Genomic DNA, 24667 nt, shown 5'->3' on the forward strand with positions numbered 1-24667 from the left:
TATCGCTTACCGCTTCCACTGGGTTTCCAGCGATGCCATGCTTCTTCAAGCCGGGCTGCGCTATCGCGAGCGCGAAGGCGAACATTCGAACAGAGAGGCTGTGATGGACCTCTGGCGATGGAGAACCAGGTGAGGCGGCATGACCTCTTCGCGCCCAGCCTACTCGTCCTTCGTTTCCGTTGATGAATGGTCGCGGGTCGCGCCCTACCTGACGCTACTGCGAGAGGATGCGCGACCGCGTGAGTCTTCGCGTCGCGCGGCATTCGACGGACTGCCAACGGACCGCGCTCAATCGTCGAGACAGGCGCGTCGTGGCGGTGGTTGCCCCATGCTCTCCCTCCCCGGGAGTCCGCCTACCGGCAGGCCCAGCACAGATTGTCTGGCCTCCGGGCGTTCTCCTGAGCCGAGCGCGGCGACCCTCCACGGTCGGACCCTGCGCTCGACGCCCGGGAGCGGTGAGCGGGCCGGCTACGATGGGGCCAAGCGCAAGAAGGGCTCGAAAGTCCATCGGGCCGTCGACATCCTGGGCCACCTCCCGGCCCTGCACGTCACCCCCGCCGTGCGGACGACCGTGCCCGGGTCGGGCATTTGGCCGAGGCCGTGCAGGCCATCGCCGGGGACAGCGTCGCCCTGGAGGCCGTCAAACTCCGGAGGCCAAGCGCGGCTTCGTTCTCCCGCCGCGACGCCGGGTCGTGGAGCGTTCCTTCGCCTGGGCGACGCGCTTCCGCCGCCTCGCCAGGGATCACGAACGCTATTTCGGCACGCCCGCCGATCTCAACGCCGTCGCCTTCGTCCGCATCGTGCTTAAAACAAGCCGCTCGACTGGCAGGTGACTCATAAATGCCTCTCGAACGCCGTTTCCCGAAAGCCTCCCCCACCGCCCGGCGCCCGAGCCGCCAGGCGCCGGGATCGATCGCGCATACAGGGTGATTCTCGGCAGCCGCGATGCCCAAGGGATCGCCCGAGCCTCGGGTATTCTGCTGATCGGCGTAAGTGCCGCCACTTTCAGTCCCTGTCGTAGGCAGGGCGCGCCGCTGGCGTTTGTCCTTGCCGAACCGATACGAACAGGGGGGAGGGGCGCCCTCCGTATCGAGGCCCAGCTCACCCGAACGCGTGCCGAACCAGCTCTGGAATCGCCCGCTTCTCGACTCGCTGGACCATGGCCCAACAAAAAAGCCCCGCTCACGCGAGGCCTTTTTTTCCGAGTTCCGAAGCGAGGGGGATCAGACGGCGATCCGCTCTTCGCCTTCGTTCGGCTCGCGAAGGACGTAGCCGCGTCCCCAGACGGTCTCGATGTAGTTCTTGCCGGAGGAGGCGTTGGCCAGCTTCTTACGCAGCTTGCAGATGAAGACGTCGATGATCTTGAGCTCGGGCTCGTCCATGCCGCCGTAGAGATGGTTGAGGAACATCTCTTTCGTGAGGGTCGTGCCCTTCCGCAGCGAGAGAAGCTCCAGCATCTGATATTCTTTGCCGGTGAGATGGACCCGGCTGCCGGTGACCTCGACGGTCTTCTGATCGAGATTCACGATCAGGTCGCCGGTGGTGATGACCGACTGGGCATGGCCCTTCGAGCGGCGGACGATCGCATGGATGCGGGCGACCAGCTCGTCCTTGTGGAAGGGCTTGGTGAGGTAATCGTCAGCTCCGAAGCCAAGGCCCTTCACCTTGTCCTCGATGCCGGCCATGCCGGAGAGGATCAGGATCGGCGTCTTGACCTTCGCCACACGCAGATTGCGCAGCACCTCGTAACCCGACATGTCGGGGAGGTTCAGGTCGAGAAGAATGATGTCGTAGTCGTAGAGCTTGCCGAGGTCGATACCTTCCTCGCCGAGATCCGTCGTGTAGGTGTTGAAGCTCTCCGACTTGAGCATCAGTTCGATGCTCTGCGCGGTCGCGCTGTCGTCTTCGATCAGAAGTACCCGCATCGTCGGTCCCCAGCCCAGCCGGCCGTATTCAGCGTTCGGGCAAGCCCCCGCCATTCGTCCACCACCGGCCCGTGGCAGACGCTCCCTCGTCATAGACGTGAAACGCTAATGGTTAATCGTTAACAAAACCTGATTCTCGGTGGCAAGCACAGAATTGAACGTTTCCGAAAATGATGCTGCGACCGATCGGCGATCCGGCCCCGAGAGGTGAGGGGCCGGCGGAAGCATTACACGAAAACATTCAGCTAAGCACTTGATAGATTTGCCTTCGTCGGCAGATGTATCTCAACTGACACGCCCAAGCGATGCATCGCAGCCTGAACGAACGAAAGTCCGTTCATGAATGACGACGGACCGCTTCAAGCCCGATGTACGCAGTGTTAAGGAGGGAGGTAAATGAATCGTTGAGAGACGCGCATATGACGGACCGACCCCGCGTTTCTCCCACGCTGAATCTCGCTGCGGCCCAGGCTGCGCTCGCGGGCATCCAGACCCTGGAGACCTTCGGTCGCGTCGTGGCGATCAAGGGCCTGCTGGTGGAGGTCGCCGGGCCGGTCGCTGCCATGCGGCTCGGCGGGCGCCTGGACATCATGGTGGAGCATGGCGGCGGCGCCGTCCCCTGCGAGATCATCGGGTTTCAGGGCGACCGGGCGCTGGCCATGCCGTTCGGCTCGCTCGAAGGCGTTCGGCGCGGCTGTCCGGCCATGGTGCGCGACGAGGCCGCCGGCGCGATCCGCCCCTCCGCCGGCTGGCTCGGGCGGACCATCGACGCCCTCGGACGTCCCGTGGACGGGCTCGGCCCGCTGCCGCCCGGCCCGGCCATCTACCCCCTTCGCGCCGATCCGCCGCCGGCCCATGCAAGGCGGAGAGTCGGCCCGCCGCTGGATCTCGGCATCCGCTGCATCAACACCTTCATCACCATGTGCGCCGGCCAGCGCATGGGCATCTTCGCCGGCTCCGGGGTCGGCAAGTCCGTCCTCCTCTCCATGCTCGCCCGCTACACGGCGGCGGATGTGGCGGTGATCGGCCTCGTGGGCGAGCGCGGGCGCGAGGTGCAGGAATTCCTCCAGGACGATCTCGGCCCCGCCGGCCTCGCCCGTTCGGTGGTGGTGGTGGCGACGTCGGACGAGCCGGCCCTCATGCGGCGCAACGCGGCCTACGTCACCCTGGCCATGGCCGAGTACTTTCGCGATCAGGGCGCGCAGGTTCTCTGCATGATCGATTCGATCACCCGATTCGCCATGGCCCAGCGCGATATCGGCCTCGCCGCGGGCGAGCCGCCCACCGCCAAGGGCTACACGCCGACGGTGTTCAGCGAATTGCCGCGCCTGCTGGAGCGGGCCGGACCCGGCACGGGGCAGGGCGCGATCTCGGGCCTCTTCACCGTGCTGGTGGAGGGCGACGACCATAACGAGCCCGTTGCCGATGCGGTGCGCGGCATCCTCGACGGGCATATCGTGATGGAGCGCGGCATCGCCGAGCGGGGGCGCTATCCGGCCATCAACGTCCTGCGCTCCGTCTCGCGGACCATGCCGCGCTCCTGCGACCCTGCCCATCTGCCGACCGTGAGGCGCGCCCGGCGCATCCTTTCCACCTATGCCGACATGGAGGAACTCATCAGACTCGGTGCCTACAGGGCCGGCGCGTCGGCGGAAGTGGACGAAGCCGTCGGGTTGATGCCAAGTATCGAGGCTTTTCTGGGTCAGAGTAAGGAAGAAGCAACCTCGATAGGCGAGGGTTACCAACGGTTGGCAGCGATCGTCGGCGGCGCCTGAGTGACGTCCGGAACGTCTTCTCTCTCGTCTCCGGCGCCGACGGCGCCGGCCTTTCGTGCGTGGCGTGGAATGGGACCCTCAATATGAAATCGCGTGACACGTTGATCCGGCTGCGCCGCTTCCAGGTCGACGAGAAGCGTCGGCGGGTGACGCAAATCGAGATGATGATGGCCGATTTCAACCGGATGGCGTCCGAGCTCGACCGCGAGGTCGCCTACGAGGAAGGCCGCGCCGGCATCACCGACACCGGCCATTTCGCCTATCCGACCTATGCCCGCGCCGCCGCGACCCGCCGGGACAACATGCGCCAATCCGCGCTCGCCCTGGAAGGCCAGCTCACGGACGCCAAGGCCGAGCTCGGCGAGGCGTTCGAGGAGCTCAAGAAGATCGAGATCCTCGAGGATCGCGAGCGCACGGCGGAACGCGTCGCCGAGGCGGCCCGCGATCAGGCGGCCATGGACAGTATCGGCCTCTCCCGCATCCGCGCCTGAACGAGAGGCGCGGCGGGCGGCACGAAGTCGTCATGTTCACATGACATCTGTCCGGGTAATGCCTGGGCCGGCCGTCTCGCTTGCGATGCTCCTCGCGGTCGTGCAGGTAGGCTGGGCTGTGGGGGCATGACCGGTTCGTGATGAAGACAATCAAGGATTTCGCCTGGCCGCTCATCGGCATCCTGGCGATCGCCATCTCCGGTTACTTTCTCTACCAGGAGCTGAAGACGACCTCGATGGCGGCGGTATGGGCGGCCATCGTCGCCATTCCGCCGCATCGCATGGTGCTGGCCGGGCTTTCCACCCTCGTCGCCTATGCGGCCCTGGCCTGGTACGATCGGATCGCGCTGCTGCATCTGGGGGTGCGCGGCATCTCTTGGTTCTTCGTGGCGGTGTGCTCGTTCACCACCTACGCGCTGTCCCATAATATCGGTGCCTCGGTCTTCTCCGGCGCCCTGGTCCGCTACCGGGCCTATACGGCCAAGGGCCTTTCGGCCGCCCAGGTGGCGGTGCTGGTGGCTCTCTGCTCCTTCACCTTCTTCCTCGGAACGGTGCTCCTCGGCGGTGTCGTCCTGGTGGTCGAGCCGCAGCTGCTCTCGCGGCTCAAGGGCATCCTGCCGGGCTTCCTCACCGACCCGAAGACCGCCCTCATCGTCGGAATCGGCCTTCTGGCCTTCGTCGCGCTCTACGTCGCCGGGTCGATCCTGCGCCTTCCGCCGCTCCACATCCGCAAGTTCAAGCTCGAATATCCGCGCCCGGCGATCATGGGACGCCAGCTCCTGGCGGCCCCCCTCGAACTGCTCGGCGCCGCCGGCATCCTGTATTTCGCCTTGCCGGAAGCGGTGAATCCCGGCCCGATCGCGGTCATCGCCATCTTCCTCGCCTCGTTCTCCGTCGCCCTGGTCTCGAACGCCCCGGGCGGGCTCGGCGTCTTCGAACTCGTCTTCATCACGGCGATGCAGATCACCGATCCCGGCCAGAAGGACGCGATCATCGCGGCCGTCATCGTGTTCCGGGTGTTCTATTTCTGGATCCCGGCGCTCATCTCGGTGGTGGTCGTCCTGCTCTACGAGCGCTCACGCCTGGCCGACCTCGCGAAAGCGCCGCCGGCCTCCGCCGTGCCCGCTCCCCCCGTCGTCGCTCCGGGCATCGATCCGAACAGGATCGAGAAGCGGCTGGAGAAGAAGCCGCTCTGAGAATCCGGTCGTTCGGATGTCCCATCGGGTACCTGTGCCAAGGTCCATCATCCAATCAGCTCACCTCGTCATGAGGTGACGAAGCGCAGCGAAGGCCTCGAAGGAGACCTCCAGTGGTCGCGCGATCTCTGGACGTCTCCTTCGAGGCCGCTACGCGGCACCTCAGGATGAGGCAGAGCTTTGGGAAAACGGCTCAAGGAGCCTTTAGAGCGCCGCGATACGGTCAGGCGGACCCTCACCGTGATTCCGGATCCCGGCCTTAGACCGACCCCACCGTCCGCAGCCGGGCGCGCGGGTGGATCTCCGCCTGGCTCATGACGGCCGTCTCGCGGCGGAAGCGTTCGATGATCGAGCGCACGAAAGGCCGAGCCTGAGCCGAGGTGACGAGGACAGGCATCTCGCCCATCCGCGCGGCCTGTTCGAAGCGGTCGCGCACCGTGTTGACGAATTCCGACAGCTTGGAGGGCTGCATCGCGAGGTAGCGCTCGTCGCGCTCCCCGGCGATGGATTCGAGGAACGTCTGCTCCCAGAGCGGCGAGAGGGTGATGATGGGCAGCATGCCGTCATGCCCCTGGTACTGCGCGCAGATCTGGCGGCCGAGACGGGCGCGGACATGCTCGACGATGTCGCGCGGATTCTTCACATGGCCCGCCACCTCGGCGATGCCTTCCACGATGGAGCCGAGATCGCGGATCGAGACCCGCTCGGCGAGGAGGTATTGCAGCACGCGCTGGATGCCCGTGGTGCCGATCTGCGAGGGCACCACCTCCTTGACGAGGTCGGCGTGGTCCTTCGAGAGCTCCTTCAGCAGCTTCTGCACCTCCACATGGTTGAGAAGCTCGGAGACATGCGCCTTGATGATCTCGGTGAGATGGGTCGAGACCACGGTGGCCGCATCCACCACGGTGTAGCCCTTGAGCTGCGCCTGATCGCGCAGGGAGGCGTCGATCCAGGTGGCGGGCAGGCCGAAAGTCGGCTCCAGCATGTGTTGCCCGGGCAGCTGCACCTGTCCGCCCATCGGGTCCATCGCCATGAACTGACCGGGGAAGATCTGACCCGTGCCGGCCTCGATCTCCTTCACCCGGACCACATAGGCGTTGGAATCGAGCTGGACGTTGTCGAGGATGCGGACCGAGGGCATGACGAAGCCGAGTTCCGCCGCGAGCTGGCGGCGCAGGGCCTTGATCTGGTCCGTCAGGCGGTCCTGGCCCTCCTGCCCGTTGACGAGGGCGAGGAGCGCGTAGCCCATTTCCAGTTTCAGATCGTCGAGCTTGAGGAGATCGGTCACCGTCTCCTCCTTGGCGGCCTGGGCGGCGGCCACGGCGGTGGCGTCCATCGGTGCACCGTCGGAATCGAGGGGCGGGGCCTCGCGGGCGACCTTGGCGAAGTGCCATGCGGCGTAGCCCGAAGCGCCGGCGAGGGCGAGGAAGGGCAGCATCGGCATGCCCGGCAGCAGCGAGAGCAGAACCATCACGCCCGACGACATGCCGAGCGCCTTCGGGTAGTTGGCGAGCTGCTTGCCGAGCGCCTTGTCGGCCGATCCCTTCACGCCCGCCTTCGAGACGAGGATACCGGCCGCCGTCGAGACGATGAGGGCCGGAACCTGGCTGGCGAGGCCGTCACCGATGGTGAGCAGCGTGTAGGTCTTCGCGGCGGCACCGAAGGGCATGCCCTGCTGGGCCACGCCGATGATGATGCCGCCGATGACGTTGATGAAGGTGATGAGCAGCGCGGCGATGGCGTCTCCGCGCACGAATTTCGAGGCACCGTCCATGGCACCGAAGAAGGAGGATTCTTCCTCCAGCGCGGCGCGCCGGGCCTTCGCCACCTTCTCGTCGATGAGACCGGCCGAGAGATCGGCATCGATCGCCATCTGCTTGCCGGGCATCGCGTCGAGGGTGAAGCGGGCCGCGACTTCCGCGATACGGCCCGAACCCTTGGTGATGACGACGAAGTTCACGATGATGAGAATCGCGAACACGATGATGCCGATGACGAAGTTGCCGCCCATCACGAAGTTGCCGAAGGCTTCGATGACGTGGCCTGCAGCCGCCGTTCCCTCGTGGCCATGGCCGAGGATGAGGCGCGTCGAGGCGAGGTTCAGGGCCAGCCGCAACAGGGTCGCGACGAGGAGCAGGGTCGGGAAGACGGTGAATTCGAGCGGGTTGTCGATGAACAGGCCCGTCATCATGATGATGACCGAGATGATGATCGAGACGGCCAGCAGCAGGTCGAGCAGGAACGCCGGCAGCGGGAAGATGAGCACCGTGAGGATGCCCATCACCGCCGTGGCGAAGAACAGGTCGGTGCGCTTCGACAGAGCGGTGAGGTTGGCGCGGTTGGGCATCGCGAAACTCGCGAACTGCCCCAGACCCGGCCCCTGAGCCGGCGCGGCGGCGCCCGTCTCGCTCATACTCGACACCCTTCACGTCCCACGTGGACCCGGCAAGAATTGCCGGGCTCAGGGTTAGCGAAGAGTTAATTTTTGAGGACTGCCACCACCAAATCCGGCTCGTTGGCGACCGAACCGGCTTGAGGGGAGGGGCGCTAGGAGGGGAGGGAGGCTCGCTTCCAGAAGAGAGCGCTCTCGGCCGCCTCTAATACGGCGCCGAAAGCATCGATTGCCGGGCGCGGAGTGATCCGCCGAGAGATGCGCCCGACCACGTCGGGCCGGGGCACATCTCCAGGCCTTCCTCGTGCCGCGCTCTTTTTCGCCGAACCGGAACCCGCTTCGGCGCGGAGCGCTCCGGCTAGAACGAGGCAGGGGCAGATCAGCGATCGCGGGTCTTGGTGGTCCGGCTATCCTGCGTCTTGTTGCCATCGGCTGCCGGGGAGCCACCGGGGACTCCGGTATTTCCCGATCCGCCGCCGCGCTCGCCGCCCGTCATCTCCTTGCCGGTCTCTACCTTCTGACCTTCGGCCCCCGTAGGAGCCCCGCTGGCGCCCGGCGATCCTGTGCCCTGCTGGGCTGTTGCGGTCCCGACCGGGACCATGCCGAGTAGAGCGACGAGTGCGAGCAAGCGAATGTTCGACATAGGCATTCTCCGTTACTGACGGCGGTCAATAATTACTCATCCTCCATGTTCCAAATCTAATGAATACTAAGCACAATTTAAGGATTTGCGCGGAAATACATACACCTATGTTTATCATGGTGCCAAAGTGTCATTCATGACCTGCGAGAAACGACGGGGCTTCCGTGATGCTTTCACCCCGCAGATCGAAGCCTCCGGAGGCCCGGCCCATGGACCCGTCCAAAGCCATCCCCGACTCTTCTCATGCTCGGCGCATTCGGGCGAAGCCGGAAACCCGCCGCAGCCTGAGCCGGGCGGGTCGACGGCTCGGGACGGAGCCGTCCGGTGGGGCGGGGATCTCGCGGCCAGTCTCGCCGTCACGCACCAAAGAGGAACAGGTCGTCCTGGGCCATTTTGAGGTCCGCGACGTGGACGTCGTGCAGGATGATCTTGTTGCTGCTCTCGACGCCGCGGAACGTCACCAGCGTATCCTGCCCGCCATTCATCGAACGGAACATGAGATCGCCGGACTCCACACCCGCGATGGCCACAGCGATGCGATCGTTCTCGACATCGAGGCCATAGAGGTTGTCGCGGCCAAAGCCGGCGGTGAAGACGAACAGGTCCTCTCCCGAATTGGCGAACAGCTTGTCGGCATCCGCGCCGCCCCCGATCGTCGCTCCACCCGCACCGGCCTTGATGCGATCGTTGCCGGAATCGCCGTGTAGTGCGCTCGATGCCACGGAGCTTCCGACAAGTACGTCATCGCCTTCGCCCCCGGTTGCGTAGCCGCCCCGCATGCCGAGGGTGATGACATCGTTCCCACCCTCTCCGGCGAAGCTGGGCAATCCGGTCGTCCCTTTGAGAACATCGTCGCCGTCGCCGCCCCTGATAGAGACGTATCCACCACCTGCGATGATCGTGTCGGCATCCTGAGTGCCGACGATCGTGCCGGGAGTTCCGATCTTGCTGGTCTGGATGATGGTCACGCCCGCCGTGACGGCGGAGAGGTCCAATTCGGAGCCCGCACCGAGATGAATGATCTCGACATTCTGCAGCGTATCGTCAGTGAAGACGAAACTGTCTCCTCCCTGCAGGAACAGTTTGTCCATGCCGGCATCGCCGTGAACGCTCGCGCCCGCCTCCCTTACGACGAGGCGGTCGTCGCCGTCACCGCCCCAGAAGGTGTCGGCACCGCCCATGCCGCGTATCGTGTCGTCGCCCGCACCACCGCGAAGAATGTCGTCTCCCACGCCGCCCTGAATGATGTCATCGAAATCATGCCCATTCAGCGTCACATTTCCAGTAGTATCGGAGAAATTTATGTTGAAACTGACTTTATATTGTTCAAGGATATAATCTTCCGACAGATTGTTGATGCCATTATAGAGCTGGGCAATCACATTGCCATACGGATCGTTGTTGATCTGCCCGCGAAATTTGTACTTTGCGCCGTCATCGTCATAGATCGCGTTCGATATCGATATCGCAAGGCTCGCGTTAGGATCGAATTCAACGCCGTACGTATACTTGATAGAAGGCATGTCCCGCTCCTCGCTGCATCGCAACGTTCAGGTCGATGCATGACGAAAACTCGCCATGATCTCGTCGCAATCTGCCGTTTCTAGAAACCAGATGCGAAGTGATGCTGCAATTGCATAAAAAGTACTAGAAACCGGAGAGCTACTATCCAACTAGTCTATCTGGGAAGGCATCTTACAGGCCGACGCGCCCGTCCATGGAATGCTCGGTAAACCACGCCCCTCGAGCCTTAGCTGGACGGGCAAACCGGAACGGACCTTCAACGGAAGGGACATCAGCAAACGGCAGGACACGGTCTGTTCATCCGGGCCTGCCGAAGCGCGCCGACGACCGAACGAACCGCTCGGTCTTATCCCCGCGCTCGACAATGGAACCGGCAATGACAGGCCACGCTCGAGCCCCCGCGATGCGCCATGCGCCTAATCGCGCAAAACCCGCCGCATGGCGGTCTAAGCCCCCCTCGCGTGGCGGTCCAAGCCCCCCTCGCATGGCGCAACGCATGCCGCGTTCCGATGCGCCCGCCCGGTGCCATTGAGACACAGGTACACCGGAGCAATCGCGAAATCGGACGTTTCCTCACCCGATCGGTGCTCTGGTCCCTTGCACGCCGAGAACGCGGCTTGTACAGCACGCCACTCGCGCATCGCCGCCGCCTCTTTGGCTGGCATCGACGTGTGAGACTGGAGGGGTGGCCGAGTGGTTGAAGGCGCACGCCTGGAAAGTGTGTATACCGGAAACGGTATCGCGGGTTCGAATCCCGCTCCCTCCGCCATTTGACCAAGCCAAATCATTGCAATCGCTGCGGAATTTGGCTTGACGACGAGCGACCACCCCCAATTCACCCCACATTTTGTATCGGCTTGTGTCGGCTAAAGCTGGATCTTGCTGGACTTCGCCTCGCGCACGCGAGGCCGAGCGCTTGAAGAGCGTGGCAGCGTTATTGCGGGTAAGCCGTAGGGCCGCATGGCCGCTCTGCCTTTGGGGGCATGAACCCTGACACATGCTGATTCCCTCGGCACCGAGGCTCAGCACGTCGAGTTGAGCCAACGCAACCGTGTCTTTCCACGAGCGGGACGCAGCCCCTAGATGCCATGCGACGGTGAGTCTGAAGGCAAGGACACGGTAGCGGTGATGCACCCCCTCGACAGCATTGCTTCTGTGCTGGAGAGCACAGGCGAATACCGCGTGCTTAGGAGGGTCGGACCGTTCGTCAATTGCACCGATCAGCCGACCGAGCCTACGTTCATTGGCCTGATCCTCGATACCGAAACAACCGGGGTCGATCACACGCACGACGAGGTGATCGAGCTTGGCATGATCAAGTTCGAGTACGGCGCGAGCGGCCGCATCTACCGGGTGCTCCAGGTCTTCAACCAACTCCAAGAGCCGCAGAAGCCGATTCCGCCAGAGATCACGCGACTGACCGGCATCACGGACGCTGACGTGGCCGGTCAACGGATTAATGACGCGGCGGTACAAGCGATGGCTGGCGATGCCGTCGTGGTGATCGCCCATAACGCAAGCTTCGACCGCCAGTTTTGTGAGAGCCGCTGGCCGATCTTCGTTGAGAAGAACTGGGCTTGCTCTTGCCATCAAGTGCCATGGCGTGACGAAGGCCACGAGGGCATGAAGCTCGGCTACCTGCTGACCGATTACGGTTTCTTCCATAAGGGCCACCGTGCCATCGACGATTGCCATGCCCTTCGTGCACTGCTGGCAGCCCCCCTGAAGACCTCCGGTCGGCTTGCGCTGGCGTGCCTGCTCGAAACCGCGCGCAAGCCCAGTCTTCGCATTTGGGCCGCTGGCTCACCCATCGTAACGAAGGACGTCCTGAAAGCTCGTAGCTATCGCTGGAGCAGTCGGAGGCGGTGCTGGTATATCGACATCGAAGAAGAGCGGTCCGACATTGAGCGCTCTTTCCTAAGCCAGGAAATATTTCAGGGGGAAGTGATCGACCTCCCCACCGAACGCATCACGGCGCGTGATCGGTTTTCCATAAGGGTAAACCCCGAAGCATCGGACTAACTGCCTGAGCTGAGCCAACGCAAACTAGAGCTCCATCGCGTGGCTCGCAGTCAACGATACGTGGCGAAACCGTTGGCGTTTTCCATTTCGAAGCGTCGGTGCCGGCGACCTGAGCTATCGATTTGCCTATCCTCATCCACTACGGCGAAGCCCCGAGCTTTGTAGAACTGCACGGCAGAAACATTCTGCGCGAAGACGTGAAGCCAAAGGATCTGGTGACGATCTTGTGCCGCCTGCAGGAGGGCCGATGCCACACCCCGGCTGACATGTGGGAGGTCTACGTACAATGCTGAAATGTAATCTCCATCATCCACGGTAATGAAGGCAATCACGGAGCTATCCATCTCTGCAATCAGGGTTTCCGGGCGGCTCAGCATAAGTGCGAGATGCTGGCGAGCCTTTATTTGCTCGCTGCTATCTAAGAATGAATGGGAAATGTGGAAGGTCCGTTCGAAGACCGCGAGCACAGTAGCCTGGTCATCTCCGCACCTGTAGGGTCGTATGTGCATTTATTTCTTGCCCCCTATTCATTGTACAACCCTATAGACTGAACCGATGAGAAATCTTCAGCTGTACTAGAAACGTTTCTGGTGCTGGCAATTTGTGCCTGTGGCCCGCTTCAAATTCGGTGCCGCCGGGAAGGTCTGCCGCCCGGACCCATCGTTCCCATGGCTGGCCTCGCAAGCGCCTTGAGCCTTACACAGGCACATGCTTCACCAATGGAACGCATTTCAACGGCGTTGAGGTTTTGGGAGGGATTCACGAGATGAAAGTCACGGTTGAGGTGGATTGTACTCCGGAAGAGGCGAGGCAGTTTATGGGGCTTCCAGATGTCAAGCCAATGCAGGCGGCCATTATGGCTGAGATGGAAAAACGGGTTCTAGACGAAATGAACCGCTTTTCACCTGAGGCGCTCCTGAAAAGCTGGATGACGCTGATTCCTCAAAGCCCGGAGCAAATGCAGGCTGCCTTCACGAAGTTGTTTCCGCAAGGCTCAGCAGGCAGCAAGCCACGTGCAAAGTAGGAGCATCAACGCAGGGCTTTTCATAGTTCGCGTTTCCGCGGGACGCGAGAAGCTGCAAAGGGCTCGCTATCGACGATGAGTTCAAGGGGCGCTTGTGTCGTATCATGGCCTGCCTGATTTCTCACCCATCACAGATTCCGTTCAATGTGATTGGGTGCGGGCAAACATACTGCAACGGGGCTCGTTAGCACTCTCGCTGATTAAGTGCTAAGCCTCGGCCGCGGGGTAAGCTGTGGAATCTCGGACAGCTGCCTCCCTTGCGATACCGCGCCCTACTGGCGACGGTTGTTCGCTAGGAAACCGGATCCAAAACATGAAGTTTCGCCCTCTGCACGACCGTGTCGTCGTCCGCCGCATCGAAGGTGAGGAGAAGACCAAGGGCGGTATCATCATCCCGGATACCGTAAAGGAGAAGCCGCAAGAGGGCGAGGTCATCGCGGTCGGGCCCGGCGCTCGGGACGAATCAGGGCGCATCAACGCTCCCGACGTGAAAGCCGGTGACCGCGTGCTGTTCGGCAAGTGGTCCGGCACCGAGGTCAAGATCGACGGTCAGGACCTTCTGATCATGAAGGAATCCGACATCATGGGCGTCGTCGCCTAGGTCGGGTGCGTCGCTCGCAAACCCGATGACCTGCCCTTTCGAGGCGGCCGCTGTGGCGTGCCTCAGGGCCTTACATCACTGAAGAGATCACCCCCATGGCTGCCAAAGACGTTCGTTTCTCCGTCGATGCCCGCGAGAAAATGTTGCGCGGTGTCGAGCTTCTTGCCAGCGCCGTGAAGGTCACGCTGGGGCCCAAGGGTCGCAACGTCGTCATCGAGAAGAGCTACGGCGCGCCCCGCATCACCAAGGACGGCGTCACCGTCGCCAAGGAGATCGAACTCGCCGATAAGTTCGAAAACATGGGCGCTCAGATGGTGCGCGAAGTGGCTTCGAAGTCGAGCGACATCGCCGGTGACGGCACCACAACGGCAACCGTGCTGGCTGCCTCCATCGTCCGCGAGGGCGTGAAGTACGTGGCCGCCGGCATGAACCCAATGGACCTGAAGCGTGGCATCGACCTCGCTGTTGCGGCGGTCGTGAAGGACATCGGCGAGCGTGCCCGCAAGGTGGCCTCCTCCGAGGAGATCGCCCAGGTAGGCACGATCTCTGCCAATGGCGACAAGGAAATCGGCGAGATGATCGCTCACGCCATGGAGAAGGTTGGCAAGGAGGGCGTCATCACCGTAGAGGAAGCCAAGACCGCCGAGACCGAGCTCGACGTCGTCGAGGGTATGCAGTTCGACCGTGGCTATCTCTCGCCGTACTTCGTGACGAACCCCGAGAAGATGATGGCGGATCTCGAGGATCCCTACATCCTCATCCACGAAAAGAAGCTCGGTTCGCTACAGGCCTTACTGCCGATCCTCGAAGCTGTGGTGCAGACCGGCAAGCCGCTGCTCATCATCGCCGAGGACATCGAGGGCGAAGCGCTTGCCACGCTCGTCGTGAACAAGCTGCGCGGCGGCCTCAAGGTCGCGGCTGTGAAGGCTCCGGGCTTCGGTGACCGTCGCAAGGCCATGCTCGAAGACATTGCCCTGTTGACCAAGGGCCAGATGATCGCCGAGGATCTCGGAATCAAACTCGAGAACGTCACCCTCGAGATGCTTGGACACGCCAAGCGGGTGCGCATCGACAAAGAGACCACCACGATCATCGACGGTGCCGGCGACAAGGCCGACATCGAAGCACGTGTGGCGCAGATCAAGGCGCAGATCGAGGACACCACCTCGGACTACGACCGTGAGAAGCTCCAGGAGCGGCAGGCCAAGCTCGCCGGCGGCGTTGCCGTCATTCGCGTCGGCGGCTCGACCGAGGTCGAGGTCAAGGAGAAGAAGGACCGTGTTGATGATGCGCTTCATGCAACGCGTGCGGCGGTCGAGGAAGGTATCGTGCCCGGCGGCGGCGTAGCGCTCCTTCGCGCCAAGGCCGCGGCTCAGGGCCTTACCAACGACAATCCTGACGTTCAGGCCGGCATCAAGATCGTGCTGAAGGCGCTCGAAGCCCCGATCCGTCAGATCGCCCAGAACTCGGGCGTCGAAGGCTCGATTGTGGTCGGGAAGATCCTTGCCAACTCCTCAGCGACTTATGGCTTCAACGCTCAGACCGAGGAGTACGTTGACATGCTCCAGGCCGGTATCGTTGATCCCGCAAAGGTCGTGCGTGCAGCACTACAAGGTGCAGCGTCAGTCGCTGGGCTCCTGGTCACCACTGAAGCCATGATTTCGGATGCTCCGAGGCAGGAAGCGCCGGCGATGCCGGGTGGCGGCGGCGGTATGGGCGGCATGGGCGGCATGGATTTCTGATCCGCGTAAAAACCCAAGTTATCTGTTTTGATAGGGCCGCCTTCTGGGGCGGCCCTTTTCAATTTGGCATGCCACTCAATCGGCTACGAAGCCTATTTCGGCATGCTGCCTGTACGAACTCCCCGCAGTCCGGTTTCGGGATCGCGGGTGCGGGGGAGCATGATGATTCGGCTCAGGGAGGGGAAGGGGCTGCGCGGATGGCAATCAGCAGGATAGACATCGGGGGCGCGGGCTCGCCGGAGGCGCTCGTCAAACGCATTCTACAGGCCGAACCGAACCTGCCGGTGCCCGTGCCGATCCATGAGATGTGTGCACGCCTCGGGATCTTCAGGATCGAGGACCTGGACAGTGACGAGTTCGAGGGCGGCCTCGTCACCAACGTGAAGCGGTCCGAAGGAACCATCCTCGCCAAGCGCGGGGGCGAACCGCGTCGCCGCTTCACCATCGCGCACGAACTCGGCCACTTCCTGATGGCGCACCACGTCCCGGATCAGCCCGGGCGGTTCCTTTGCAAGAGTTCTGACCTAGTGCGCCTCACAGCGAAGGAGGGCGACGTACGCCAGCTTAGGGAAGTCGAGGCCAACCGCTTCGCCGCACTCGTGCTGATGCCACCGCACTTGCTGAGGGAGGCCATGGCTGCCTTTCGCGAGCCGGACCTGCAGCACGTACTTGCGCTCGCGCGCGACTTTGCGGTCGGTAAGGAGGCGGCGGCGCGAGCCTACGTGCAGTACCACCCGGAGCGGATCGCCATTGTCGTGGCGGGCAACGGCCGGGTGCAGCGGTGCTACCGCAGCCTCTCCTTTCCCACCATCATCTGCGCGGTTGGCAGCCCGGTCCCAACACGCTCGCGCTATCACAGCAGTTCGCATCGGCCGAATATCGCGGGCGACATCGCCGCGTGCAGTCCCGATCTTTGGATCGATGTGAAGCGCGACCTCCGCGCGCCGGCCCTCTACGAGCAGGTGTATCTCCAGCAGAACGGCTTCGCGATGATCCTGCTGAGGCTAGAACTACCCCCGGAGGAGAGCGCGGATGAGCGCAGGCTGGAGGAGGGCTGGCGCTACCGCTTCCACTCGGGGCGACGGTAGGCATCACCGATGCCGAATTGGATAGGGCAGTGAACTAATTTCTACCCATCCCGCGTAGCATCTGCGGCCTACGGTGCCGTTGCGCCTGCTCGACCCCGCAAATGACTTGGCATTCCGAAATCGCTCACAGCGGGCTTCCTCAACGGTGCTAGATATGGGGAACTATTTGCGAGTGAGGTTCGCCATTTCGATCTCGTTCGTGAGTCGTTGTATATTCCGCGCCGGATAGCCGGCCCCCGAACCGTTATCCTTCACCCTCTCCCCGCCGGCTCCGCGTCCCCCGCGTGGCCTCGTAGGAGCACCAGTTGCAGTAGCCCTTCGCCTCGACCTTCGGAGCGTTCCGTTGAGAGCACCTTGGGCAAATCAGTAACGCAACCTTTAAGCCCAACATGCGGCCCAGCCCACGTCCCTTGAAGGTGACGTCCATCGGGGCTTGAGGTGGCATGAGGGGGGCATCTGGCATCAGCACTCCTGGCATGCGGGTGAGCATGACTGCTGGGTCAACGGGCGTGGGCAACGCAGGTTCACCACCGCATGATGGGAATATGTTACCAAGCACCGACGACCCTCACCGCCGTGTCATACCCCGCGGCTCCGCTTTAACCCGATCAAGGGTAGCGGCACGATAGCATCACCGAACGGTATCCCGCCTCCTGCGGCTATAGGGATTGGGCACATCACCCCCGCCAAGGAGTACAAGCCGCCCCGGGGAGCCCATTCAAAGGCCACGGGCAATGCCACGGTACTTCATCGACATCCACGACGGAGCCACCCACGTGCAGGATACGGTTGGTTTCGATTTCCCGGACTCCGACGCCGCGCGGGAAAAGCTCGTGCAAATCATGCGCAGGGTGGCCGAAGGGTTCGACCCTGCTCACGACCGCCACGACTACCTCGCGGTGGTGCGAGACGATGCGCGTAGGGTTGTCTACCGGGCCCATCTCTCGCTCGACATCGAGGCACTCGGATGAGAGGTCCGGGCAGGCGCGAGGATACGGCCGGCCTACTGTGCGCGGGTTCGCTTGCGCTTGGATAGCTCGCGATTTAGCTGCCGGATCGCATGGCCCGACCCGTTGACCTGTTCACCACTCGATAGGTGGGCATAGGCTGCCCCGAATGGGAAGCCGATGTCAGCGGGCCTTTCGAAATAAGCTATCATCCCCTCTCTCGCACCGAGCCTACGAGGCATTGTGCCGTCGTCAGCAAAGTAGGGGCGACCGACAGTCACCCGCTGTGTCGTATCCTTGAGGGTCAATCCGACCTCATTGACCACGATAGGGAAGGAGCTTCGGTTCAACACCTCGATGCTGAAGCCTTGCCCTCCGGTCGTTGTCATGGCGAAGGCGGGAGTGACCTTCACGCGCAGGCGGCGGGCTCTGATGTTGCTCCAAGTGTTAAAGATGCCGAGCAGGACACCGAGGATGGCCAGGGAGAGAGTAAGCCAGTCAAGCCAACTGGGCGCGTGGTCGATGCCGGGCACTTTCACTCCTGAGGCTATTACTTCGTGGCAACGGCTAAGTTGCGCCTAAGTTCGCAGACCACGGCATCCATCGCCTCACCTCCGCCGGAACCGCAGCCCGCCCCCGAGTCGAAGTGCCTTTGTCCGGTGGTGGCGAACAGCGATTGGTGCGGCCTCCTCACGCCCGAGATGGCCGCTGCCGAGTAAGCGGGGAGCGGCATCTAGCCGACTAAGAGGCCAGCCTTATGGTTGGCCTCTTGGTCGGCGTTGGCGGCAGTGATAAATCCCACCGCCTTATTCCTCAGTTACTTAGCCTTCCTCGCCCTCGGTTGGCTTCGCGCCGGCCGGGGGCTTTTCGTCAGCTGTTATACCGTTCGCACATACGCAAACGGCATAGCTTAATGTCGATTGCGCCCTAGCTACCTCAGTTGCAGGCTGACGCCTGTCAAAGAAGCCTCTTGAGGAAACGCTAGATGTTCAAGACGATCATTCCCGCCGTGGCGCTTGCCGCCGTCGCGATCACGCCTGCTCTCGCGCTGGAGGTAACGAAGACCGCGATGGTCGCCGCTTCGCCGGACGCAGTGTGGAAGACAATCGGCGGCTTCTGCGGCATCGGCGATTGGCACCCCGTCATTGAGAAGTGCGTGCTGTCCAAAAACGGCAGCAAGGAGGGGCGTACGTTATCGTTGAAGGGCGGCGGCACCATCGTCGAGCAGGAGCAGGCCCGCGACGACAAGAAGATGAGCTACACCTACACGATCCTCTCAGGACCGCTTCCGGTCGAGGACTACAAGTCCACGATCATGGTCGAGAAGGATGGTAGCGGCTCTAAGGTCACTTGGACTGGCAGTTTCAAAGCCAAGGGCGCGCCCGACGATAAGGCCAAGGAAGCTATTGCTGGCGTCTACGATGGCGGTCTGAAGGGCATCGCCGACAAATCCAAGTAGGACATCTTATCGAAGCGGGGGCGCTACGATTGCCCCTGCTTCGGCTTCGCAATCCGCTTCAACGCCGCATCGACGTCCGCCTCGTCCTCGCTGGATCCGGCCTCGCGTGCGGCTTCGATGAACCGGCGCTTCTGCTCCTCGGGCGTCAGCTTCTCCGCGCCGAGCTTGGAGGGACGCTTGGGTTCAGCCTCAGGCTCCTTCAACATCGCCCTCGTCTCTTCGATCACCGCTTTGGATTTAGCGACAGACTGTCGGGCGTCAGCAGCCGATTCCATGATGAAGCCGAGGAACTCCGCGTCACCGACTTGCATGGCCTGTGCTGGCGTCAGCGGGTGCGCTGTCCGCCCTGGCTTTGGGGGTGTTTCGGCGGTCATGGGGCAACCTCACGCTGCTTTGACGAAGCTCAGGAAACGTTCGCGGCTTGCCTCAATAGGCACGACATTTGAGACGTCACTGAGCATTGCGCCATTGCGGCCAAGCCCGTCGAGCGAGTCAACAACCGAATTCAGGGACGGCGGATCACTCACTTTCCCTATGTCGGAAAACCTCAAGAACTGGCTGGCAATCGCATTTGTGTTCTGGCTTACGACTCCAATATTGCCTTGCGCCCTTTTATTATTACTACGCTATGAGCATCCCAGGCTGCATCTTTCCCATCTACTGCTGCGGTTTTTGCACCATAGGAGGCGCACAGGGCGCAGCAATAAAGGCTGCCGTTTATCGATAACCCAAAGGATAGCGTTTAGTATTTGGGACTTTCAGGAGCCGTTTCCGGGCGGCCGGGCTTGAGGTAGGCGAGAGGGCGGCCGGGGGTAGGCATGAGGCCTGCTCCCGGCTGCCGCAAGGTCTGGTCCTTGGAATGTGTCTTCTTAAACTCTTTGATCGTATTGAAGTTTACAAAGACGCGACGAGCGGGAGCGGCAAATGTCGAAGGAGGGCTCCGATCCACTTTTAGGCCAAATGGTGCGCAGCGAGGAGCGCAACCGTACCAGTTGGATTGCTACCGTCCGCCTACCTGATGGCTCCGAGCTCGCCTGCACCGTGAAGGATGTTTCGAAGTCCGGTGCGCGGTTAGGCATCCCGTCCAATCAGGCTCTGCCCGAAGCCTTCCTTCTTCGCATCGTTGGTCGCGAGTTTATCTGCAGGGTGAGGATTGCATGGAGACGGGGCGATTATACAGGCGTCAGGATAGAACACGTCAGCAAAGCGGTTAGGGTGCCAAAGCGGGGCGCGGCAGGCGTAGCCCCGTCGTTGATAGCATCTGAGAAGCCCGAAACTGCTGCTGAGGGTGGTGGCGTTGGCGTACCCTCTCGCCGAGCCATCTCATCGTTACTCTGATACCGCTTCGCGTCTCGCAGGGACCGTCATTAACCCAGCGAACCGAGTTCTGTCTCACGTATGACTACCGGGGGCTGTTCCAGAACTCGAAGCGGAAGATGGAAGAGTAGACCGGCAGCCGAAGGCAGCCAGAAAAGCTGCGGGTCGCCGCCGGATCGTTTTGTGCACCGCAAGCGTTAACTTAGGTGCGTGACAGCTTGAGGATGCCGCGATGCCGTCGTTGCTTGAAGCTGCCGAAGAGGAGTTGACTGCCATGGCGCAGGCCGCTCGGGAGGCTATCGACCTCCGCTTGCAGATGTTTCCAGGCGCGGACGGAGTCAGCTTCTGGGCTGCCGTCGCCAAGCTCTATGCCCGTGGTCTAGCAGAGCCCGTAGCGGTCCCTGAGGAGTGCGCCAAGTAACCATGGGCTATGACAGCCCGTATTGAGTGAGAAGTGCCGCCTTCTTGGCCCGCATCTGCATGGCCTCGATGGCGTGATGACGGCTCGCTTGGAGCAGAGATTCCTCCCCTTCACTCTGCCCATCGCCCATTGCGCGTGCCAAGCGGCCTAGCCCAGCCGCAGCATTTTCCTCTGCCGCGATCCCACTATCGAGCGTATTGAGAACGCCTTGGACCATTGGGATGAGCTGAGCGTAACCAACGTTCGTTCTCAAGTGGTCCTCCTTTTCGGCCCTCGCATCACGGGCGGCGAGGTCCGATTAGTAACGTTCTGTCAGTCGGGTAATGATGCACCCGAAGGGGAGCGACAATTATGCGGACGGTCGAGGGTTTCAAGAGCGAGACCCACCCGGATGCTGTGGAAATAATGGGCGAGGCAGTTGAGTGGACCTAGTTAGCCTCGCAGCGCAAAGTGTCGCCGTTTGTGAGACGATTGGGCGCGGCCCTGGCCATACCGTAAGATAGGTGATTTCTTTTGCTTCAGGCGCGGTGCCGGTGGTGTCGGGTGACATCAGGGTATACCCCAACGTGACGTAACATGGCGGACATCAGTCATCGTAACATCTGGGTTGACACCGGCTATTTGTGACAAGTTAGCCTCGGGCCTAAAGCTTGAGGTTACAAACCATGGCCCGCATCGGTTACGCCCGCGTCAGCACCCTTGATCAGGATCTTGAAGGGCAGGTTGCCCGGCTGAAGGCCGAAGGCTGCTGGGTCATCCGTTCTGAGAAAGTCTCGGGCGGAAGCCGCGACAGCCGAACTGAATTGGCGACCGTGCTCGAGTTCCTACGGCCCGGCGACGAACTCGTGGTCACGCGCCTCGACCGGCTTGGCCGCGATACCCGAGACGTCCTGAACCTCATTCACGAGGCCGAGCAGCGCGGCGCCCACGTCACGGTACTCGACCCCCACGTCTCGACACGAGGGGAAATGGGCCACGTCGTTATGACGGTACTCGGCATGGTCGCGCAGATGGAGCGACGGTTCATCAAGGAGCGCCAGCGCGAAGGCATCGAGCGCGCGAAGGGCAGTGGCGCTTACGCCGGCGGTAAGCGCCGTCTCGACCGCGAGCGGATCAAGGTGATGGCTTCGGCAGGCGATGGGGCCGCGGCGATTGCCGCCGCTTTGGGCTGCTCCCGTATGCAGGTGTATCGGGTGATCAGAGAGGCCTAACTGACAGCCTGTATTAAGGGTGCCGATGTCCTAAATGGGTGGGGAGCAGACTGGCAGCTTCTAGTTCCGTGGTCTCCTTAAGCGGACATGGCAGCGTTTCGTTGAGTGCTCGATGATATATGCTTCGCTGTCGCCTAACCAAGACTTAGAATGCCGAGCTTACTGAGCGACGGCTCGAGCGTTAGAGGGCTTGCAGGGACCACTCCCGGCCGGGTGTCACACTTGGTCCCTGAACGAGCTCTCGTATTTATACGCCGTGGTGTGCGAACGATACTGCATACGGTCGGCATGCTCATCGTTCAGGGCGTGAAGCTGCGTCGGCGAACCGGCGTTACGCGTGCCACACCGTCAGGATCAATGCTGTGCAGGCTCTGCAGCCTTAAGGCTGAGAATGTAGTCGATGACGGCATCCACCTCGTCCCGGTCGAGCCTCACGCTCGGCATGGTTCGATGGTGGCTTTGCAGCAGGATGTTCAGGGACATGCCGGTGGTGGAAGGCATCGCGGCCAGGGCCGAGAACGCAGGACCGATATATCCCCCCTTCCTGCAGGCCGCCGACGACGTGGCACCCACCACAGTTCTCCGCGACTATGTTCCAGCCTCGGATGCGGTGGTTCCTGACCGGCTCCGCCACTGCGGGCTGGGCATCGGCAAGCGACAGGACGGCGACGATACCCAAACCCCATCCCTGAACCACGGTTCCGGTCATGGCTTCCTCGCTGGAGCGCTGGCGTCGGGGGGAGACGTCATCGCGCATTGACCTCGGCGATGATGCAGCCTGGGTCGACCAAGTCGCCTGCGGGCGCCATGATCGATACGGTGCCATCCGCGCACGAGACGATGTCGTGCAGGGCGTCACCGATGCGCACGGCCGCCACGGCCTCGCCGACGCGTACCCTGGCCCCGTCCTCAACGAGCCAACGCTCCAAGATGCCCTCGGGCAGCATGCCCGTGGACCACAGATCCTCGGATACGCGAACGTCGGTCATCGTTTCCTCCCATAGTCCATCGCTCCGGCTTCCCGGCGTCGACGAGCGGTGAAGCCATTGAGGCCATCGCCTCAGAGTGTGTCTTGATCTGGATCACAGTCAGGCCTGGATCGGGCCTGAATCACGTTGGGGTATCTCGGGCAGGCGGGCCTCTGCCGTGAAGACGACGCCGTCCGGCCGATAGTCGATTTCCGCGCAACCCCGGAGTTCGTCCGCCAAGGCACGCTCGATCATGCGCGATCCGAAGCCACGGCGTGTCGGCGCGCTGACCGGAGGGCCATCGAATTCCTGCCATGTCAGACGCAGCGTTGGGGGATGTGAACCGCTGAGGATATCCCAGTCGAGGAGGATGCGGCCGGTCTCATTCGTCAGCGCTCCGTACTTCACGGCGTTTGTCGCGAGCTCGTGGAAGGCCATGGAGAAGGCCAGCGTCAGCCGGGGCGTCAGCATGACCTCCGGTCCCCTGATCTTGATGCGGTGTTCGCCCTCGGCTCGGAACGGGGCCAAGGCGGTCGTTGCAACCTGGGTCAGGATCGCCCCGTCCCAGCTCTCGCGGGTGAGCACGTCGCTCGCCGCCGCAAGGGAATGGATGCGGCCTTGGATGATTTCCCGGGTCTCGTCATGGCTCAGGTTCGCCCTGAGGGTCTGGACCACGATAGCCTGGACGGTGGCCAGGGTGTTCTTGACGCGGTGATTGAGCTCGTTGGAGAGCAGCGTACGATGCGCCTCGGAGATCTTGCGTTCCGTCACGTCGAGGGCGATGCCGGCCAACCGCAGGGGAACGCCGTCGTCGCCATAGAATGGCTTGCCACGGATCTTGAACCACCGAACCGTTCCGGCTGGGGTGTTGACGCGGTACTCGATGTCGTAGTCGCCATGTCCAGCGATGCAGGCGGCGACACTGTCGTCGTGCCGAATCCGGTCATCCTCGTGGATCAGGCCCACGTATTCTGCGTGACTCATTGGGGCGTTCGGGTCTCGCCCTAGTGCGATCTTGAAGGTCTCGGATGCGACGAAGTCCATGTCGGCGAGTTCCAGGGTCCACGAACCCAACCGTCCGGCCTGGAGCACGAACCGCAGGCGTTCCTCGCTCTCGGTCAGGTCGCGGGTCCGACGCTCGACCTCACGCTCCAGCGCCTCCCTGTCGGTCAACAGACGGTCGAGGCGGGCCTTCTCCGACGTGGCGTCGGACTGGGAGCCGACCCAGAACGCCAGGGTCTCGCCCTGGAACACCGGGGACACGAAGAGCCTGTTCCAGAACAAGCTTCCGTCCTTGCGGCGATTGACGAGCCGAGCCTCGACCGGGACGCCACCCTTGATGGCTTCGCGCACGCGAATGATCTCGGTTTGGTCTGTATTTGCCTCCTGCAGGAAGCGGCAGTTCCGACCCAAGACCTCATCGCGGGGGAAGCCCGTCAGGACGCAGAAGGCGTCGTTAGCGAAGACTATGGGGTTATCGGCCTGGAGGGGATCGGTGATCACCATCGCCATTTGCGAGGCGCGGACCGCGGCAGCGAACGGGTCGACGCTGCCAACCCTGCGCGCCAGTTCGGCAACGATGCGGTCATGCTCGCGAAGCACACCCAGGCCTGACAAGCCAAGGACAGCCTCGATGGCATAGGCGGATGGCGTCTCGTACCCGTCTGTGGCGGGTGGTCCCCTCGCCAGGGAAAAGCCGGAGGGTGGGTCGACGAGCGAGCCGGGGGTCATCCGATTTCCGGCGGGGCGCCGGACGGGATGCCGAGAGGTTCGTTGGAGGGAGGCATCTCGTCCGGGCCATAGTCGGGTACGCCGCGCGGCTCGAGCAGAGGGTTCTGTTCGGGCTGCGGCGGGTGCGCCGGCGACGGGTCGGGAAACGTCGGATTGGGCTGCTCGGGAGACATCGGGTTGGTCATGGACG

General features: G+C 62.6%; 24 protein-coding genes, 1 tRNA gene and 1 pseudogene. 15 read left to right on the forward strand and 11 right to left on the reverse strand.

Features of this window, described 5'->3' with window-relative positions; translation table 11 throughout:
* Positions 1-139 precede the first annotated feature (139 nt).
* Positions 140-833, forward strand: a pseudogene (locus ACYQOP_RS14195) (transposase).
* A gap of 390 nt (positions 834-1223) precedes the next feature.
* Here the strand turns inward: ACYQOP_RS14195 and ctrA are convergent.
* Positions 1224-1925: a response regulator transcription factor CtrA gene (gene ctrA / locus ACYQOP_RS14200; RefSeq protein WP_018042682.1), complete on the reverse strand. Its 702-nt coding sequence runs from the start codon at positions 1923-1925 to the stop codon at positions 1224-1226.
* 419 nt (positions 1926-2344) lie between these two features.
* Here ctrA and fliI point away from each other — a divergent pair, with 419 nt between their 5' ends.
* From fliI to ACYQOP_RS14215, 3 genes are all read left to right on the forward strand, one after another.
* On the forward strand, positions 2345-3700 hold the full coding sequence (gene fliI / locus ACYQOP_RS14205; protein WP_461222766.1) for a flagellar protein export ATPase FliI: 1356 nt from the start codon (positions 2345-2347) through the stop codon (positions 3698-3700).
* Between the two features lie 83 nt (positions 3701-3783).
* Positions 3784-4191: a flagellar export protein FliJ gene (fliJ, locus tag ACYQOP_RS14210; RefSeq protein WP_461222768.1), complete on the forward strand. Its 408-nt coding sequence runs from the start codon at positions 3784-3786 to the stop codon at positions 4189-4191.
* Between the two features lie 140 nt (positions 4192-4331).
* Positions 4332-5387 carry a lysylphosphatidylglycerol synthase domain-containing protein gene (locus ACYQOP_RS14215; protein ID WP_056424910.1) on the forward strand — a complete coding sequence of 352 codons (1056 nt, stop codon included), beginning with the start codon at positions 4332-4334 and terminating at the stop codon, positions 5385-5387.
* A gap of 259 nt (positions 5388-5646) precedes the next feature.
* On the opposite strand, the gene flhA is transcribed toward ACYQOP_RS14215, so the two are convergent.
* The 3 genes from flhA to ACYQOP_RS14230 form a co-directional block, all read right to left on the reverse strand.
* Positions 5647-7800, reverse strand: a complete 2154-nt coding sequence (gene flhA / locus ACYQOP_RS14220) for a flagellar biosynthesis protein FlhA (protein WP_311274912.1) — start codon at positions 7798-7800, stop codon at positions 5647-5649.
* A gap of 358 nt (positions 7801-8158) precedes the next feature.
* A complete protein-coding gene (locus ACYQOP_RS14225) occupies positions 8159-8422 on the reverse strand; it encodes a hypothetical protein (protein ID WP_056424916.1) in 264 nt (87 codons plus the stop codon).
* A 356-nt stretch (positions 8423-8778) separates the two neighbouring features.
* Positions 8779-9945: a calcium-binding protein gene (locus ACYQOP_RS14230; RefSeq protein ID WP_461222769.1), complete on the reverse strand. Its 1167-nt coding sequence runs from the start codon at positions 9943-9945 to the stop codon at positions 8779-8781.
* A gap of 680 nt (positions 9946-10625) precedes the next feature.
* Between ACYQOP_RS14230 and ACYQOP_RS14235 the strand changes: the two genes are divergently transcribed.
* Positions 10626-10715 (forward strand) — tRNA-Ser (locus ACYQOP_RS14235).
* A gap of 359 nt (positions 10716-11074) precedes the next feature.
* Positions 11075-11968: a 3'-5' exonuclease gene (locus tag ACYQOP_RS14240; RefSeq protein WP_461222770.1), complete on the forward strand. Its 894-nt coding sequence runs from the start codon at positions 11075-11077 to the stop codon at positions 11966-11968.
* 50 nt (positions 11969-12018) lie between these two features.
* Here ACYQOP_RS14240 and ACYQOP_RS14245 read toward each other — a convergent pair whose 3' ends face one another.
* Positions 12019-12435 (reverse strand): GNAT family N-acetyltransferase, encoded by a 417-nt coding sequence (locus ACYQOP_RS14245; RefSeq protein WP_461222771.1) that lies wholly within the window; start codon positions 12433-12435, stop codon positions 12019-12021.
* 299 nt (positions 12436-12734) lie between these two features.
* Between ACYQOP_RS14245 and ACYQOP_RS14250 the strand changes: the two genes are divergently transcribed.
* The 5 genes from ACYQOP_RS14250 to ACYQOP_RS14270 all read left to right on the forward strand — a co-directional run bounded on the left by ACYQOP_RS14250 (position 12735) and on the right by ACYQOP_RS14270 (position 17394).
* A complete protein-coding gene (locus tag ACYQOP_RS14250) occupies positions 12735-12992 on the forward strand; it encodes a DUF6489 family protein (RefSeq protein ID WP_461222772.1) in 258 nt (85 codons plus the stop codon).
* A 313-nt stretch (positions 12993-13305) separates the two neighbouring features.
* Positions 13306-13593, forward strand: coding sequence for a co-chaperone GroES (groES, locus tag ACYQOP_RS14255; protein ID WP_311274917.1), 288 nt, complete (start codon positions 13306-13308; stop codon positions 13591-13593).
* A gap of 95 nt (positions 13594-13688) precedes the next feature.
* Positions 13689-15335, forward strand: a complete 1647-nt coding sequence (gene groL / locus ACYQOP_RS14260; protein WP_461222773.1) for a chaperonin GroEL — start codon at positions 13689-13691, stop codon at positions 15333-15335.
* A gap of 197 nt (positions 15336-15532) precedes the next feature.
* Complete coding sequence (locus ACYQOP_RS14265; protein WP_461222774.1) at positions 15533-16423, forward strand: ImmA/IrrE family metallo-endopeptidase; 891 nt, start codon at positions 15533-15535, stop codon at positions 16421-16423.
* A 734-nt stretch (positions 16424-17157) separates the two neighbouring features.
* Entirely contained in the window at positions 17158-17394 is a 237-nt protein-coding gene (locus tag ACYQOP_RS14270; RefSeq protein ID WP_461222776.1) for a DUF6894 family protein, read from the forward strand.
* A gap of 32 nt (positions 17395-17426) precedes the next feature.
* Here ACYQOP_RS14270 and ACYQOP_RS14275 read toward each other — a convergent pair whose 3' ends face one another.
* Positions 17427-17903, reverse strand: coding sequence for a hypothetical protein (locus ACYQOP_RS14275; protein ID WP_461222777.1), 477 nt, complete (start codon positions 17901-17903; stop codon positions 17427-17429).
* Between the two features lie 452 nt (positions 17904-18355).
* Here ACYQOP_RS14275 and ACYQOP_RS14280 point away from each other — a divergent pair, with 452 nt between their 5' ends.
* A complete protein-coding gene (locus tag ACYQOP_RS14280; RefSeq protein WP_461222778.1) occupies positions 18356-18829 on the forward strand; it encodes an SRPBCC family protein in 474 nt (157 codons plus the stop codon).
* Between the two features lie 23 nt (positions 18830-18852).
* Here the strand turns inward: ACYQOP_RS14280 and ACYQOP_RS14285 are convergent, their stop codons facing one another.
* The gene (locus ACYQOP_RS14285; RefSeq protein WP_461222779.1) at positions 18853-19140 is read right to left on the reverse strand and encodes a hypothetical protein; all 288 of its coding nucleotides are present in this window, start codon (positions 19138-19140) and stop codon (positions 18853-18855) included.
* A 649-nt stretch (positions 19141-19789) separates the two neighbouring features.
* Here ACYQOP_RS14285 and ACYQOP_RS14290 point away from each other — a divergent pair.
* From ACYQOP_RS14290 to ACYQOP_RS14300, 3 genes are all read left to right on the forward strand, one after another.
* Positions 19790-20167, forward strand: a complete 378-nt coding sequence (locus ACYQOP_RS14290; protein ID WP_461225327.1) for a PilZ domain-containing protein — start codon at positions 19790-19792, stop codon at positions 20165-20167.
* Between the two features lie 211 nt (positions 20168-20378).
* Positions 20379-20567, forward strand: coding sequence for a hypothetical protein (locus tag ACYQOP_RS14295; protein WP_461222780.1), 189 nt, complete (start codon positions 20379-20381; stop codon positions 20565-20567).
* Between the two features lie 665 nt (positions 20568-21232).
* Positions 21233-21778, forward strand: coding sequence for a recombinase family protein (locus tag ACYQOP_RS14300; RefSeq protein WP_461222781.1), 546 nt, complete (start codon positions 21233-21235; stop codon positions 21776-21778).
* 354 nt (positions 21779-22132) lie between these two features.
* Here ACYQOP_RS14300 and ACYQOP_RS14305 read toward each other — a convergent pair whose 3' ends face one another.
* The 4 genes from ACYQOP_RS14305 to ACYQOP_RS14320 all read right to left on the reverse strand — a co-directional run bounded on the left by ACYQOP_RS14305 (position 22133) and on the right by ACYQOP_RS14320 (position 24662).
* The gene (locus ACYQOP_RS14305) at positions 22133-22351 is read right to left on the reverse strand and encodes a hypothetical protein (protein ID WP_461222782.1); all 219 of its coding nucleotides are present in this window, start codon (positions 22349-22351) and stop codon (positions 22133-22135) included.
* A 173-nt stretch (positions 22352-22524) separates the two neighbouring features.
* Positions 22525-22767, reverse strand: a complete 243-nt coding sequence (locus ACYQOP_RS14310) for a lipoyl domain-containing protein (protein ID WP_461222783.1) — start codon at positions 22765-22767, stop codon at positions 22525-22527.
* A 99-nt stretch (positions 22768-22866) separates the two neighbouring features.
* Entirely contained in the window at positions 22867-24477 is a 1611-nt protein-coding gene (locus ACYQOP_RS14315; protein ID WP_461222784.1) for an HWE histidine kinase domain-containing protein, read from the reverse strand.
* A complete protein-coding gene (locus ACYQOP_RS14320; RefSeq protein WP_461222785.1) occupies positions 24474-24662 on the reverse strand; it encodes a hypothetical protein in 189 nt (62 codons plus the stop codon). The genes ACYQOP_RS14315 and ACYQOP_RS14320 overlap by 4 nt, the downstream gene beginning before the upstream one ends.
* Between the last annotated feature and the right edge of the window lie 5 nt (positions 24663-24667).

The sequence above is a fragment of the Methylobacterium sp. CM6247 genome (genome assembly GCF_054817925.1).